Here is a 13,871-nt window from a genome sequence, read left to right on the forward strand (position 1 = left end):
TGCGCGGGTGGGCGCGGTCTCGGCAATTCATCGGCAACGCGCGGGGGCTTACCTAAAAGCGCTGCTCAAGCGCGTGCCATCGATGGGTCCGAAGGTAATCGTCGCGCAAGGGAAAGGGCAAGCGCGGAACGGGCCCCGACGACGGGATCCCCTATGGCATAGGGGTTTTCGGGGCGAACTTTTACCTTTGCGGGGGTTTCTACAGGTATCGGAACCACAGATACGGCGCCACCAGGGTCACCGTGACGACCGTGACGATCACCCCGTACTTGGTGAAGTGCCAGAAGCTGATCGGCGTGCCGTTGCGGGCCGCGATGCCCAGCACGACCACGTTGGCCGCCGCGCCCACCGCCGTGGCGTTGCCGCCCAGGTCGGCCCCGAACGCCAGCGCCCACCAGAGCACCTGCGCCGACTCGCCGCCCTGCGCCGCCACGAGCTCCGCCACGATCGGGCTCATCGTGGCCACGTACGGGATGTTGTCCACGACCGCCGACACCACGGCGGAACCGCCCAGCAGCCCCATCGTCGCCACGTCCAACCGGCCCGCCGTGGCCTCCACGGCGGCCCTGGAGACCTGGTCGATGACCCCGGTGTGGACGAGCGCGCCGACCATGACGAACAGCCCGGCGAAGAACACCAGCGTCGGCCACTCCACCTCGGCCAGCGACTTCTCCGGGGTCACCGTGGTGAAGGCCACCAGCACACCGGCGCCCAGCAGCGCCACCACCGACGGCTCGTAGTGCAGCACCGGATGGAGCACGAACGCCGCCAGCACCAGCACCAGCACGACGAGCGACTGCCACAGCAGCCGCGGGTCGGCGATCGCCTCCTTCTCGTCCAGCGCCATGACCTCCTGCGCCCGGTCCGGGTCGTACCGGAACGTCCGGCCCCACATGAGCCAGCAGAGCCCCACGAACACCGCGACCAGCACGATCACCATGGGCGCCATGTGGATGAGGAAGTCGTTGAAGCTCAGCCCGCCCCGGCTGGCGATGATGATGTTCGGCGGGTCGCCGACCAGCGTCGACGCGCCGCCGATGTTGGAGGCCAGCGCCTCGGCGATCAGGAAGGGGACCGGCGACACGGCCAGCCGCTCGCACACCAGGAACGTCACCGGCGCGATCAGCAGCACCGTGGTCACGTTGTCGAGCAGCGCCGACGCCCCGGCCGTGATCAGGACCAGCAGGACCATCAGCCGGAAGGGCCGTCCCTGGGCGCGTTTGGCCGCCCAGATCGCCAGATACTCGAAGACGCCGGTCTCTTTCAGCACCCCGACGATGACCATCATGCCGAGCAGCAGAAAGATGACGTTCCAGTCGATCCCGGCATGCTCCGAGAAGAACGCCGACCCGGCGTTGGTCGCGTGGATCAACAGCATGACCCACGCCCCGCCCAGCGCCGCCGCCACCCGGTTCACCTTCTCGGTGGCGATCAGCGCGTAGGCGGACACGAACACTGCGACGCTCGCCCAGGCGAGCGGGCTCATGTGCCTAGCATCCTGTCCAGCAGCGCCTGCAGCGTGACCGCACCCAGCAACCGGCCCTTGTCCACGATCGCCACCAACGGGCTGCGGGTGCGCGCCATCAGCGCGGCCAGCTCCAGCACGGTCGCGTCAGGATCCGTGACGGGCAGCTCCCGCCGCTCCCGGGGCAGCACCTCGCGCACCGTACGACTGCCCAGCGCGCGCAGGAACTCGTCGGCGTGCGCCTCGTCGACCACCCGGGCCAGCGCAGGATCGTCCATGATGTAGCGCGGCACGGCCAGTCGAAGTGCTTCCGTGCCCGGCAAAATGGTGAGCTCGTCGTCGTTCTTGACGATCAGACCGGGCAGATCCTGCTCGGCGAGCAACTGGGCTGCCTGGAGCACAGGCGTCTCAAGGGTCACGACGGGATAGTCGGCAAGCAGGTCTCTGGCGCGCATGGGCACATCCTTGACTCGTTGGATCTAGGACCTGCCGACCAGACTTACCAGCTCATGCTGGCCAAATCCTGCAAGACCATCTCATGAGACGTCTATCACGGCCGGGGTCCGATCTGAAAAACTACTCGGGCCGCACGCGTCGTGGCTCTCCGGGTGTGAGAAATTTCCGCCGGTCAGAGGCCGCGAGATCTCACCCGCCTTCGCCCGGCCGGACGGTGACCGACGCGGAGTCCGGCAGCGGGCCGAACGTCAGCGTGAGCCGCCGTCCCGTCCGCGCCCCTGTCAGGGCCGCCGGGCGTCCCGTCACCGCCGCCACCGGGCGGTTCCAGGTGACGGTCAGCTCCGTCAGGTCGCGGCGCGGGTCCGACACGGTGACGGTGGCCGAGCCGTCGCCGCGCTCGGTGACGAGCACCGCGCACGGCCCGGACGCCGACAGCGGGCCCGCGGTGCCCGGCTGCCAGAAGTTGACCGCCGTCACCCCCGCCGACGGCACGTGCACGCCCTGCTGGGAGGTCGTGTTGGCGAGCACCCGCGCCCATCCGGGGTCGGCGGCGCGCGCCCTGGTCGCCGCCACGGTGGCGTTCGGCAGCAGCAGGTAGTCGTAGCGGGCGTCGCCGGGGTCCAGCCCGTGACCGAGCCAGAGCGTGACGTACGGGCGCGTCATCCCGCCGCCCGTACGGTGCTCGCGCAGGCGGCGCAGCACGCCGCCGTCGCGGACGACGTAGCCGCCGTGTCTCGCCAGATGGGCCCAGCCGTTCGCGTCGTCCACGGTGAGGAGCGCGGCGGTGCGGCGGTTGTCGACCACGGTCTCCACCGGCGCGCCGTCCCTGCCGGTGATGCCCGCGCCCAGGCAGACCACCGCGTCGTCGAGGAAGAACCACGACTTGAACGCCTCCACCGTGGACTCCAGCCCGCGCAGGTGCTGGCCGGCGGTCGCGTAACGGCCGTCGGTGGCGCCGCCGGCCCAGCGGAATGGCGGGCACGCGCCGCCCCACGCCTCGCCCGCGCCGTCGGGCAGCCGCCGGGTCGAGACGGTGGTGCCCGGCAGCCGGTAGGGGTCGACGGTGGCCCAGAACCCGTCGGCGTAGTGGGCCCCGTGGCCCTCGCCCCACCAATAGAGCATCCCCGAGCCGGTGTGCCAGCCGCGCAGGTTCTCGCCGTTGCCGTGCTCGTAGTGGGCGATCCGGTCGGAGGACATGCTGAGCGCCGCGCACCAGCCGGGCGCGCGGTGCACGGCGCGTGCGCTCATCGGGAACAGCCGGTGCCCCGTGGGCTGCTCGCCGGCCCCGTCCACCAGGGTTCGCCAGCGGCGGCGCTCGGCGGGCGTCGCGGTGAGGGCCAGCCGCCTCACGGCGCCGGCCAGGCGGCGGAACCTGAGCTCGCCGCCGGACGGGTCCCTGGCGATGCCCCGGCCGCTCACCAGGTCCATGACGTGACCGGCGTGCGTGAACGGGGCGAACGACCGCTCCACGCTGTCGTACACGATCCGCCGGTTCGGGTCGGTGACCTCCCACGGGCTCCCGCGCAGCACCGCGAACAGCGTCGCCAGCCCTTCCAGCAGTACGAGCCCGTAACCGCCCTGGTAGGGGACGGTGTCGTGCTGGAGGAACGAGCCGTCCCGGTAGAAGCCGTCGCCTTCCGTCACGTACCGGAAGACCGGCGCGAGCGCCCGCACCGCGAGGTCCGCCCGCTCCGCGTCCCCGCCCAGCACCGCGCGCAGCAGCGTCACCAGGCACAGGTCCACCCGGTTCGCGCCCGTGCTGGTGCCGCCGTAGTCGCGCAGCCGGTCGGGTGGGACGAAGTGGTCGACGGCCTCCAGCAACGCGCCGCCCTGCCGCCCCGACAGGCCGACGAGGACGGCGGCGTCGAGCAGCCGCTTCGGCGCGCCGATCTCCCAGTCCCACCAGTTGCCCACCGGGTCCGCCCCGGCCGCGTACACGTGCCCACAGAAGTGGCCGATGCCGGTCTCGACGCCGGCGCGCAGCCGCGCGTCGCCGCTCACCGCGTACGCCCGCGCCATCGCGAGCAGCCGCCCCGGGGTCGCGCTCAGGGACGGGTACGGCAGATCCGGCCACAGATGGCGGCCGGTGGGCGCCATCTCCGCCAGCCGCCGCCTCGCCGGCCCCACCGGGTACGCGGGATCGACGGTCACCTCCCGCCACCGCCGCCGCACCCCCGCGAACGCCCCAGGCGACACACCCACCCCGCCCCGAGCCACCGGAACCAGCGCCCCGACCCCCACCCATAACAGCGCCCGCCTGGAAAGCCCCACCACGGACGGATTATCACACCCCCGCCCCCCATTCACCCCCGACGCAGGACAAGCCACCCTTTAGGCGGCATCCCCTCCTGGCGGCCCGCGGCGGGGCTACTGAAGGGGAGCGGCGTGGGGCAGGGCTGTGGTCAGGCGTTCAGGTAGTGGAGGACGGCGGCGACGCGGCGGTCGACGCGGTCGGCGGGTGACAGGTCGAGCTTGGCGAAGATGCTGCGGATGTGCTTGTGCACGGCGCCTTCCGTGACCACCAGCCGCTCGGCGATGGCCGTGTTGCCCAGGCCCTCGGCCATCAGCGCGAGCACCTCCAGCTCCCTGGTGGTGAGCCGGTCCAGCGGCCCGTCGCGGCGGGTGAAGAGCTGGGCCACCACCTCCGGGTCGATGGCGGTGCCGCCGGCCGCCACCCGCTCCAGCGCGGTCATGAACTCGCCGACCCGGCCCACCCGCTCCTTCAGCAGGTAGCCGATCCCGTTGGCGCCGCCGGCCAGCAGCTCGGTGGCGAACGCCTGCTCCACGTACGCCGACAGCACGAGCACCGCCAGCTCCGGGTGCAGCCGCCTGGCCTCGACCGCCGCCTTGATGCCCTCGTCGGTGTGGGTGGGCGGCATCCGCACGTCCACCACCGCCACGTCCGGGTGGTGCTCGGCCACCGCCTTCATGAACGCGTCCGGGTCGGGCACGGCCGCGGCCACCTCGAACCCCTCACCGCCCAGCAGCAGCGCCAGCCCCTCGCGCAACAGGGCGTCATCCTCGGCGATCACGACACGCACGGCAACTCCACCTCGATTCTCGTCGGCCCGCCTGCCGGGCTGTCCAGGGTGAGGACGCCGTCGTGCGCCGCCACCCGGCGGCGGATGCCCGCCAGGCCGGAGCCGTCCCGCTCCGCCGCGCCGCCGTGCCCGTCGTCCTCGATCTCGACGCGCAGCGTGTCGCCGCGCCGGTGCAGCGCCACCCGGGCGTGCGTGGCGCCGCTGTGCTTGGCCACGTTGGTGAGCGCCTCCGCCACCGTGAAGTACGCGGTGGTCTCCACCGACAGCGGCAGCGCGCCCAGTTCGCCCACCGACACCTTGCACGGCACCGGGCAGTCGGAGGCCAGCGCGGCGAGCGAGCCCGCCAGGCCCCTGTCCTGCAGAATCGGCGGCAGGATGCCGCGCACCACGCCGCGCAGCTCGGTCAGCGCCGTCTCGGCGGCTTCCTGGGCGCGGTCCAGCACCGGGCCGGCCGTCGCGGGATCGCGCTCCAGCGCCCGCTTGGCGGCCGCGACCAGCACGACCACGGCCACCAGCCGGTTCTGCGCGCCGTCGTGCAGCGAGCGCTCGATGCGGCGCAGCTCGGCGGCGTGCGCCTGCAGAGCGCCCGCCCGGGTGGCGGTGAGCTGGGCGATCCGGTGCGACAGGTCGACCGACGGGTGCGGCGGCAGCAGCCGCCGTCCCGGCAGCGCCTGCAGCCTGGCCATGCCGGGGCCGATCGTCAGGCTGAGCAGCGTCCAGACCAGGCCGATCAGGGCCGTGCCCGCGATGCCCGTCCATGAGTCGACCGGCAGGTACACGGTGCTGGTCGTCTCGGTCTCCGGAAGCAGCCCGGCCCACAGCGGGAACGAGAGGTCCCGCACGGCCATGACCGGGAAGGCGATGCCGAGCAGCCCCAGCACGAGGCCGGACGTCGCGTGCAGGCACAGCCAGCGCAGGTCGCGCCAGGTGGCCGGGTCGCGCCGGGCGGCGCGCACCGCGTCCTGCCAGGTCAGGTCCTCGATGGAGGTCTCGTACGGGCTCAGCGCCTGTTCGCCCCAGCGGCCCAGCCTGACCCGCTCCTTGTCCGCCACCACCCTGGTCATCGAGATCACCGAGGGAAGCAGCGGCAGGCCGATCCAGAAGAGCGACGCCGTGCCGACGACCACCCAGCAGGCCACGGTGGCCAGGGCGAGCACGGCGGTGCCGAGGCCGCCCGCGAGGCGGTCGAGCGCCTCGACGGCGTTTCTCATCATCACCGGCCAATCTACGGACAACCGGACAGGCCGTCACTCCAGCCTGCTGTACCGCGGAGAGGGCAGCGGGCGGGATTCTCCGAGGGCTGCGCCGTTCCTAACGTTGCCGCCATGACTGATTCATACAGGTCCTCCGCCGCCCAGAAGTCCGTCATGCCGCGTATGGCCCTGTGGACCGGCCTGGTCGTCAGCGCCGCGGCCAACGTCGTCGCCAACGCCGTCGGCGGGTGGGGCATGCTCGTCGGCGCCGCCACCGGCGTGCTCGCCCTGGCGTGCATCGCCGGCCTCGTCGTCGACCACCGCAACAGGCGCGGCGCGTGACCGGAGCCGTGACTCTGGAGCACGTCAGCAAGTTCCACGGCGGGACGGTCGCGCTCGACGACGTGTCGCTCACCGTCACCGCCGGGCGGTTCCTCGCCGTGGTGGGGCCGCCGGGGTCGGGCAAGAGCGCGCTGCTGCACTGCGCGTCCGCCCTCGACCTGCCCACCTCCGGCACGGTCACCGTCGACGGCGTGGACGTCACCGCTCTCGGCGAGAGCGAGCGTGACGAGTGGCGGCGCGCGAACGCCGGTCACGTCTTCCCTTCCTCCAACCTGCTGCCGTCGCTCACCGTCGAGCAGAACCTCGCCCTGCCGCTCCGCCTGGCGCGGCTCCGCCCGGACCGGGCGTGGCTGCGGGAGCTGGTCGGCCGGGCGGGGCTGACCGACCGGCTCCATCTCCGGCCCGCCGAGCTGTCCGGGGAGCAGCGGCAGCGGGCCGCCGTCGTCCGGGCGCTCGCGGCCCGGCCCGCGGTCCTGTTCGCGGACGAGCCCGTTGGAGTGCTCGGGCCCGGCCCCGCCGCCCGGGTCCTCGATCTGCTCGCGGAGCTGGCCGAGGATCTGGGACAGACGGTGGTGATGGCGACGCGCGACGCCGCCGCGCGGGCCCACGACACGCTCACGATGGCAGGCGGAAAGGTCGTCGGCGGCCGGGCGGCGCATGAGGCGCGCGGCTGGGGGTAGCCGCGAGCCTCATGCGGCGGTGGATGGCGACGCGACTCAGGGGTGAGCACGGGCTGCCCATCAGGTTGACGATCGCGTCGGTCACGGTGGTGACCCTCACGATCCCCTTCATGCTGCTGCTCGTGCTGGCCAAGCTGCCGCTCAACCCGCTGGACGCGCGGGTGGCGCACGACCTGCACGTGTACGCGCGGGCCAACCCTCTGGTGACGGACCTGCTCATCGTGTGGACGGACGTGTTCGGGCCGTGGTCGTGGCGGGCCGTCGTGCTCGTGCTGGCGGTCTGGCTGTGGCGGCGGCGGCGCGAGGGCGCGGCGCTGTGGGCGGTGACCACGATCGTGGTGGGCGGCCTGGTCGGCTGGCTCCTGAAGATCATCGTGGATCGGGCGAGGCCCAGCCTGCCCGATCCGGTGGCGCTCGCCCCGGGCATGGCGTTCCCGTCGGGCCACGCGCTGCACGCGACGCTCGGGGCCGGGATCCTGCTGCTGCTCGCCCTGCCCCATCTGCCCGCGTGGGGACGGGTCGCCGCGTGGGCGGGGGCCGTCTTCGTGATCGTGACCGTCTCGTACACGAGGGTGGCGCTGGGCGTGCACTGGGTGAGCGACGTGCTGGGCGGGGTCGTGCTCGGCGTGGCCGTGCTGGCGGCGACGGTGGCCGCGTTCGAGACCTGGCGGCGGCAGCAGGGGCGCAAGCGGGCGTCGCCGCATCTGGAGGGAGTGGAACCCGAGGCGGTGAGGACGGGACATGACCGTTACTGATCTTCGATACTACGCTTTATCCCTGGTCCTGCCGCTGGCGCTGATGGCCGGGGTGACCTTCGCGGCGGGGGAGCTGATCCTCTCCGTGCCCACCGGTGAGGCCGCCGTCAGCGACATGCTGGCCGCGGGGCGGACCGGCCCGTGGAACGCGGCCACCGACTTCGGCAGCAGCCTGTCCGACACCCCGTACATCGTGGCGCTCACCGCGATCTCGGCCCTCGCCTTCCGGTGGGCCTTCGGGCGCTGGCGCGAGTCCGCCTTCCTGGTCGCGGCCGTGTGGAGCCAGTCGCTGATCTTCCTGGCGACGACCGCGGTCATCGACCGGACCAGGCCGGACGTGCCCCACCTCGACCCGGCCCCGCCCACGTCCAGCTTCCCGTCGGGGCACACCAGCGCCGCGGTGGCGTTCTACTGCGGGCTGGCGCTGGTGCTGTCCACGCGGACGCGCCATCCCGTGCTGCGGGTGGCCGTGTGGGTGGTCGCCGTGGGGGCGGCGCTCACGGTCGCGATCTCACGCCTGTACCGGGGGATGCACTTCGTCAGCGACACCGTGTGGGGACTCCTGCTGGGGACCGTGTGCGTCCTGGTCGCGGCCCGGGCGATCCTGTACCGGCCCGCCCCCGCCACGGCGACCGGCCGCCGCGCCATGGACGATCTCCTTACGCCCTAAGGTATTCTCTCGTCGAGAATCCTTTACGGCGTATGGAGATGTCATGCCCGAAGCCAGACTGCACGACGGCAGCACGATCGAGATCGTGGTGCACGGCGCCGGTCCCACGCTGCTGCTGCCCGTCAACCCCAGGCCCGCCGAAGGGGCGCAGGCCGAGGCGATGCGCGCCTGGGGCGCCGACCCCGCGCTGGGGCGCTCGCTCATGGAAGGGCTCGGCGACCAGGTCCGGGTGGCCGCGTTCGACTACGAGGGCCACGTGCTCGCCCACCCGAAGGCCGCGACGCTCACCCCGGACAACGTGGCCGCCGACCTGCTGGCCGTGGCCGACGCCGTGGGAGCCGGCCGGTTCGCCTACTACGGCTACTCCTGGCTCGCCCTCAGCGGGCTGCAGCTCGCGATCCGCACCGACCGGCTCGACGGGCTCGTCATGGGCGGCTACCCGCCCGTCGAGGGCCCGTACGCGGAGATGCTCGACGTGACCAGGGCGACCCTCGCGATGGTGGGGTCGGCGACCGGCAAGGAAGCCACCCCCGGCGACTGGTCGACCGTGGAGGTCGACATGTCGGACGGCCAGGCGAGGCAGTTCGTCACCCTGTACGAGGCGCTCCAGGACTTCGACGACCGGGCCGCGCAGCGGGCGGTCACCTGCCCGAGGCTGTGCTTCGCCGGATCCGCCGACGTGATCGAGTACGACGAGCGGTGGGGCGGCACGCGCGTCGACATCGCCGGGCCGGTCGTCCGCCGCCGGGCCGAGCTGGAGGCGCTCGGCTGGGACGTGGTGGTGCTCGACGGGCTCGACCACGCGCGGGCCATGCAGCCGGCCGCGGTGCTGCCCGTGCTCCGCCCGTGGCTCGCCGCGCACGTGTGAACACCCTGGCCAGGGCAGGGAGACCGCTATGCAGACCTTCCTGCCCTACCCGGACTTCGCCCGCACCGCGGACGTCCTGGACCCGCTCAGGCTGGGCAAGCAACGGGTGGAGTGCCTGCAGGTGCTGCGGGCGCTGACGGTGCCCGGCTACGGCTGGCGGCACCACCCGGTGGTGAAGATGTGGGCCGGGTTCGAGGAGGCGCTGGTGCGCTACGGGCTGGAGGTGTGCCGCCACTGGTGCTCGCTGGGCCGGGCCGACACCTGCGCGGGCACCCTGACGCGAGAGCTGGCCGAGCACTGCGGCACCCCGGCCGCGCGCAGCCAGGCGGAGCTGGCCGGGTCGGGCGAGCTGCCGCCCTGGCTGGGCGACCCCGCCCTGCACCTCAGCCACCGCTCGGCGCTGCTGCGCAAGGACCCGGCGTTCTACCGGCCGATCTTCGGCGACGAGCCGGACGACCTGGAGTACGTGTGGCCGACCTCGGGCCGCCCGCCCGCCTGCATGCCCGACGGCTGAGCGGTGACGCTCCGTATACCGGCAGTCGACCGATACGGACACCACACCCGGTCCGTTTCAGTACTATCGTTCGGCCGGACCCACCACGCGCCTAGGGCTGCCACCCGCGGCCCCGTCTCCCTGGGGAGTCTCGTGACCAGCGGGCTCATCGACGCGCCCCCGACCTCCAGCTCGCCGCCGCGCCGCCGCTGGCTGCGGCGGCTGGCGGTCGGCGCCGGTGCGACCGTGCTGCTGGTGACGGCCGCCGGAGTGGGCGTCGTGCTCAAGCTCACCGGCAACGTCCGCCACATCGACGTGACCGGCGAGCTGGGCGCCACCCGCCCGCCCAAGGTCGCCATGACCTCCGTGAACGTGCTGATCGTCGGCTCCGACCAGCGCGACGGCAAGAACGCCCGCTACGGCCACCGCATCGAAGGCGAGCGCACCGACACGATCATGCTGGCCCACCTGTCGTCCCGGCGCGACGACGCGGTCGTGGTCAGCTTCCCGCGTGACTCGGTGGTCCGCCTGCCCGCCTGCCGCCCCCGAGAGGGCCACTCCGGCCAGCAGCCGCACGTCGGCATGATCAACGAATCGTTCAACAACGGCGGCATCGCCTGCATCTGGAAGACCGTCGAGTCGCTCACCGGCATCCACATCGACCACTTCGTCAAGGTCGACTTCTCCGGGTTCAAGAGCATGGTCGACGCCATCGGCGGCGTCGAGGTGTGCCTGTCGCGCCGGGTCGACGACGACAAGGCCATGCTCCACCTGCCCGCCGGCCGCCACACGCTCAACGGCGAGCGGGCGCTCGGCTACGTCCGCGCCCGCTACTCCTTCGGCGACGGCTCCGACATCGGGCGGATCCAGCGGCAGCAGCGGTTCATCGCCTCGATGGTGAAGAAGGTGATGAGCGGCGACACGCTCACCGACCCGGCCCGGCTGATCGGCTTCCTCGACGCCGGCACGCGGGCCGTCACCACCGACCCCGACTTCACCCTCGGCGTCATGAAGGACCTGGCCGAGAGCCTCCAGGGCCTGAACGCCGGCCGGATCCGCTTCATCACCACGCCCTGGCACTACTCGACGACCCAGCCGGGCCGCGTCGAGTGGGAGCGCCCGCAGGCCGACCGGCTCTTCCGCATCGTGGCCAGGGACGGCAGCCTCGACGGCGTGCGCGGCGGCCAGACCCGGGTGCCCCGGTCGGAGGTGGCGGTGGAGCTGCGCAACGGCACCTACCGCCGCGGCATCGCCACCGAGGTCGCGGCGGCGCTGGAGCAGCGTGGCTACCACGTCACCGAGGTCGGCGACACCGCGCGCAAGCCGTACCGCAAGTCCGTGATCCTGTACGGGACGAACGGCGAGGCGCGCGTGCCGACACTCGCCCGCGACGTGCGCACGGCCACGCCGCGGGCGGTGCCGGGAGCCCGCACGGCCCGGCTGGTGCTGGTGGTGGGCGACGACTGGCGCGGCCTCAAGCCCCTGGACCCGGCCGACAGCGAGGCGCTCAAGGGCTTCGACGCCACCCACGACACCTGCGCCGCCACCTGATCAGGTCACCCGGGTGCGGGTCCCCAGGTCGGCGCCGAGGCGGGTGAGGGTGTCGGTGAAGGAGCGGCGGGTCTCCTCGGCGAAGCCGGCGAAGAACCGGTTGGCGAGCCCCACGCCCCAGCGCGCCCGCCGGGCGACGTTGTAGACGCGGTGCACCAGCAGCGTCCCCGACGGGTGCGGCGCGAGCGACCACTCGCCGCGGTACCACCAGCCGCCCTGGAACGCGATCACCGAACCGGTGACCTCGACCGTGGACGTGTGGCCCGGCGCGTCCTGGACGGTGAACCGCCCGTGGACGTCCCTGCCGCCGGGCAGGAGAGCCCGTGCCAGGGCGGCGCGCACCTGGGCGGCGGGCGCCTCGACGACGCCCGAAACCTCCGTGACGAGCGTCTTCACGGCCGGCTCACCCGGGTGTTCTGGAAGGAGGCGAACCGCCAGCCCTCCGGCGTCCGGACCGCCGTGTAGGTGAGGACGGAGTCGCGCTCGGGCTCGGGCTTGCCGTCGACGGTGGAACCGCCGGTGGCGATGACCAGCGCGACCCCGTCGCCGAGCTCCCTGATCGCGGGCTCGCCCCGGCTCTCCAGCTTGATCGGCATCGCGAACAGCTGCCGGTGGGCGTCCTCGATGGCCTGCCGGCCCTTCAGGTTGGCGCCGAAGTAGGTGATGTAGTCGGCGTCCTCGGTGAACAGCGCCGCGTAGGCGGCGGCGTCACCGGCGTTCCAGATCTCGTAGACGCGGTCGAGCAACCGGCGGATCTCAGCGGACATGGCACACTCCCGTGGTCGGCGGCGCCTATCCTGGGACTGCGAGTCTGGACAGGGCAGGCGCCGTGTTCGGATGGGCCGCCGGGGTGTTGGCGCACTCCGGCGGCCGCTTCATTCGTCGAGCAGCTGCTCCATCAGCGACTGTTTGACCGTGCCCGACCAGTCGAGCTCGCCGCGCTCGATGCGGCCGATGACCGTGCGCACCCAGTCGAGCTCGGCGCCGTAGAGGGCGCGGTCACACTCCAGCTCCAGCATGAGCATCTCCGGCAGCCCGTTCTCGGCCAGGGTGGCCAGGTGCGCGTCGATGCCCCCGATCGAGCCCTGGAGCGCGGCCGTGCGGGTGCGCAGCGCCTTGAGCGCGGCCTCCGGAGCCAGCACCCCGATCATCGAGACGGCGGCGACGAACGTGCGCCGGTCGGGCTCCGGCTGCTCCAGCAGCCTGCGCATCCGGACGGTCAGCTCCTGCCTGCCCTCGTCGGTGATCTCGTAGACTGTGCGCTCCGGCCTGCGGCCCTCGCGACCGGTCTCCGCCGGGGTGATCAGCTCGTCCTTGGCCAGCCGGTCCACCGCGTGGTAGAGACTCCTCGGCAGGCCGGTCACGTAGTCCTTGTGCGTGTCGACGATGAAACGGTGCAGCTCGTAAGGGTGGCTGGCGCGTACCGAGAGCATGGCGAGGACGGTGAGCCCCACCAGGTCGTGGCGTCGCGCCATCATGCCTCCCTCAATAGTGCAATATGCACTATAGCGAAATGCCCGTCTTCAGGGAAGCTCTCCGTCGAGCTGCGCGAAGGCCCTGCCGATGGCGGTACGGGTGACGTCCTCGTCATAGGGGAACTTCCCGATGAGGTCGCGCAGCCCTTCCACGTGGGCGCGGCGGGCCAGCTCGGCCACCACCGACAGCTCCTCGTGCTGCCCGATCACGAAGTCGCGGCCGACGACCGCGCCGTGGCCCGGCACGTACACCTGCTCGCGCATGTCGCGCAGCATCCTGGCCGTGGTGCCGGGCCAGTCGAGCGGGTACGCGTCGCCGAACGCCGGCGGCGCGCCCTCCTCGACCAGGTCGCCCGCGAAGACCACACCCGCGTCGGGCACATGCGCCGCGATGTCGCCGGAGGTGTGGCCGAGCCCGAAATGGCGCAGGTGGACGATCCGGCCGCCGATGTCGAGTGTGGCGGCCGTGGTGAAGACGTGGTCGGGAGGCACGATCCGCACCTCCTCCAGCTCCGCCCGCCGTTCCCCGCCGAGCGCGGCCACCACGCCGGCCCGGTGGTGGGCCCCGCGCAGCTCGATCTCCTCGGCGCAGCGGACGTGTCCCCAGATCTCCGCCGGGCCGAACATCGCGTTGCCGAAGTAGTGGTCGAAGTGCGCGTGCGTGTTGACGACCGTCCACGGGCTGCCGGTGACCCGGCGGACGGCGGCGACCAGGTCGGCCGCCTCCCGGTGGGACATCCCCGTGTCGAGGACCAGGCACTGGCCGTCGCCGACCACCAGGCCCACGTTCATGTCATAGGACTCGTGGCGGCGGACGAAAACCCCATCGCCGATTTCCTGCCATGGTTCGTTCATGGTGCGATCCCGGAGCGGCGTACCGAA

At 72.6% G+C, this 13,871-nt stretch carries 16 protein-coding genes; 7 read left to right on the plus strand and 9 right to left on the minus strand.

The genetic code is table 11. From position 1 onward, the window contains the following. Positions 1-199: 199 nt before the first annotated feature. The 5 genes from KME79_RS41990 to KME79_RS42010 all read right to left on the minus strand — a co-directional run bounded on the left by KME79_RS41990 (position 200) and on the right by KME79_RS42010 (position 6,176). A complete protein-coding gene (locus tag KME79_RS41990) occupies positions 200-1,486 on the minus strand; it encodes an ArsB/NhaD family transporter (protein WP_219551743.1) in 1,287 nt (428 codons plus the stop codon). After that, a complete protein-coding gene (locus KME79_RS41995) occupies positions 1,483-1,920 on the minus strand; it encodes a CBS domain-containing protein (RefSeq protein ID WP_219551745.1) in 438 nt (145 codons plus the stop codon). Before KME79_RS41995 ends, KME79_RS41990 begins: the two co-directional genes overlap by 4 nt. A gap of 190 nt (positions 1,921-2,110) precedes the next feature. After that, on the minus strand, positions 2,111-4,195 hold the full coding sequence (locus KME79_RS42000) for a polysaccharide lyase 8 family protein (protein ID WP_308249243.1): 2,085 nt from the start codon (positions 4,193-4,195) through the stop codon (positions 2,111-2,113). Positions 4,196-4,323: 128 nt separating this feature from the next. Further along, entirely contained in the window at positions 4,324-4,962 is a 639-nt protein-coding gene (locus KME79_RS42005; protein ID WP_219551747.1) for a response regulator, read from the minus strand. Next, the gene (locus KME79_RS42010) at positions 4,950-6,176 is read right to left on the minus strand and encodes a sensor histidine kinase (RefSeq protein ID WP_219551749.1); all 1,227 of its coding nucleotides are present in this window, start codon (positions 6,174-6,176) and stop codon (positions 4,950-4,952) included. The genes KME79_RS42005 and KME79_RS42010 overlap by 13 nt, the downstream gene beginning before the upstream one ends. A gap of 111 nt (positions 6,177-6,287) precedes the next feature. Here KME79_RS42010 and KME79_RS42015 point away from each other — a divergent pair, with 111 nt between their 5' ends. From KME79_RS42015 to KME79_RS42045, 7 genes are all read left to right on the plus strand, one after another. Next, a complete protein-coding gene (locus KME79_RS42015; protein WP_219551751.1) occupies positions 6,288-6,497 on the plus strand; it encodes a hypothetical protein in 210 nt (69 codons plus the stop codon). Beyond that, entirely contained in the window at positions 6,494-7,177 is a 684-nt protein-coding gene (locus KME79_RS42020) for an ABC transporter ATP-binding protein (RefSeq protein ID WP_219551753.1), read from the plus strand. Before KME79_RS42015 ends, KME79_RS42020 begins: the two co-directional genes overlap by 4 nt. A gap of 23 nt (positions 7,178-7,200) precedes the next feature. Beyond that, positions 7,201-7,932 carry a phosphatase PAP2 family protein gene (locus KME79_RS42025; protein ID WP_246641317.1) on the plus strand — a complete coding sequence of 244 codons (732 nt, stop codon included), beginning with the start codon at positions 7,201-7,203 and terminating at the stop codon, positions 7,930-7,932. Then, the gene (locus tag KME79_RS42030; RefSeq protein WP_219551756.1) at positions 7,919-8,602 is read left to right on the plus strand and encodes a phosphatase PAP2 family protein; all 684 of its coding nucleotides are present in this window, start codon (positions 7,919-7,921) and stop codon (positions 8,600-8,602) included. The genes KME79_RS42025 and KME79_RS42030 overlap by 14 nt, the downstream gene beginning before the upstream one ends. A 43-nt stretch (positions 8,603-8,645) precedes the next feature. Next, entirely contained in the window at positions 8,646-9,470 is an 825-nt protein-coding gene (locus KME79_RS42035) for an alpha/beta fold hydrolase (protein ID WP_219551758.1), read from the plus strand. A gap of 28 nt (positions 9,471-9,498) precedes the next feature. Continuing rightward, complete coding sequence (locus KME79_RS42040; protein WP_219551760.1) at positions 9,499-9,984, plus strand: MSMEG_6728 family protein; 486 nt, start codon at positions 9,499-9,501, stop codon at positions 9,982-9,984. A 132-nt stretch (positions 9,985-10,116) separates the two neighbouring features. Beyond that, positions 10,117-11,514: an LCP family protein gene (locus tag KME79_RS42045; RefSeq protein ID WP_219551762.1), complete on the plus strand. Its 1,398-nt coding sequence runs from the start codon at positions 10,117-10,119 to the stop codon at positions 11,512-11,514. On the opposite strand, the gene KME79_RS42050 is transcribed toward KME79_RS42045, so the two are convergent. The 4 genes from KME79_RS42050 to KME79_RS42065 form a co-directional block, all read right to left on the minus strand. Further along, positions 11,515-11,910, minus strand: a complete 396-nt coding sequence (locus KME79_RS42050) for a hypothetical protein (protein ID WP_219551764.1) — start codon at positions 11,908-11,910, stop codon at positions 11,515-11,517. It abuts the gene before it with no gap. Further along, on the minus strand, positions 11,907-12,281 hold the full coding sequence (locus tag KME79_RS42055) for an SgcJ/EcaC family oxidoreductase (protein ID WP_219551766.1): 375 nt from the start codon (positions 12,279-12,281) through the stop codon (positions 11,907-11,909). The genes KME79_RS42050 and KME79_RS42055 overlap by 4 nt, the downstream gene beginning before the upstream one ends. Before the next feature lie 108 nt (positions 12,282-12,389). Then, positions 12,390-12,992, minus strand: a complete 603-nt coding sequence (locus tag KME79_RS42060; RefSeq protein WP_246641318.1) for a PadR family transcriptional regulator — start codon at positions 12,990-12,992, stop codon at positions 12,390-12,392. A gap of 45 nt (positions 12,993-13,037) precedes the next feature. Beyond that, a complete protein-coding gene (locus tag KME79_RS42065) occupies positions 13,038-13,844 on the minus strand; it encodes an MBL fold metallo-hydrolase (RefSeq protein WP_219551768.1) in 807 nt (268 codons plus the stop codon). Positions 13,845-13,871 lie beyond the last annotated feature (27 nt).

The organism is Nonomuraea harbinensis, assembly GCF_019396385.1.
GTDB lineage: Bacteria > Actinomycetota > Actinomycetes > Streptosporangiales > Streptosporangiaceae > Nonomuraea > Nonomuraea ferruginea.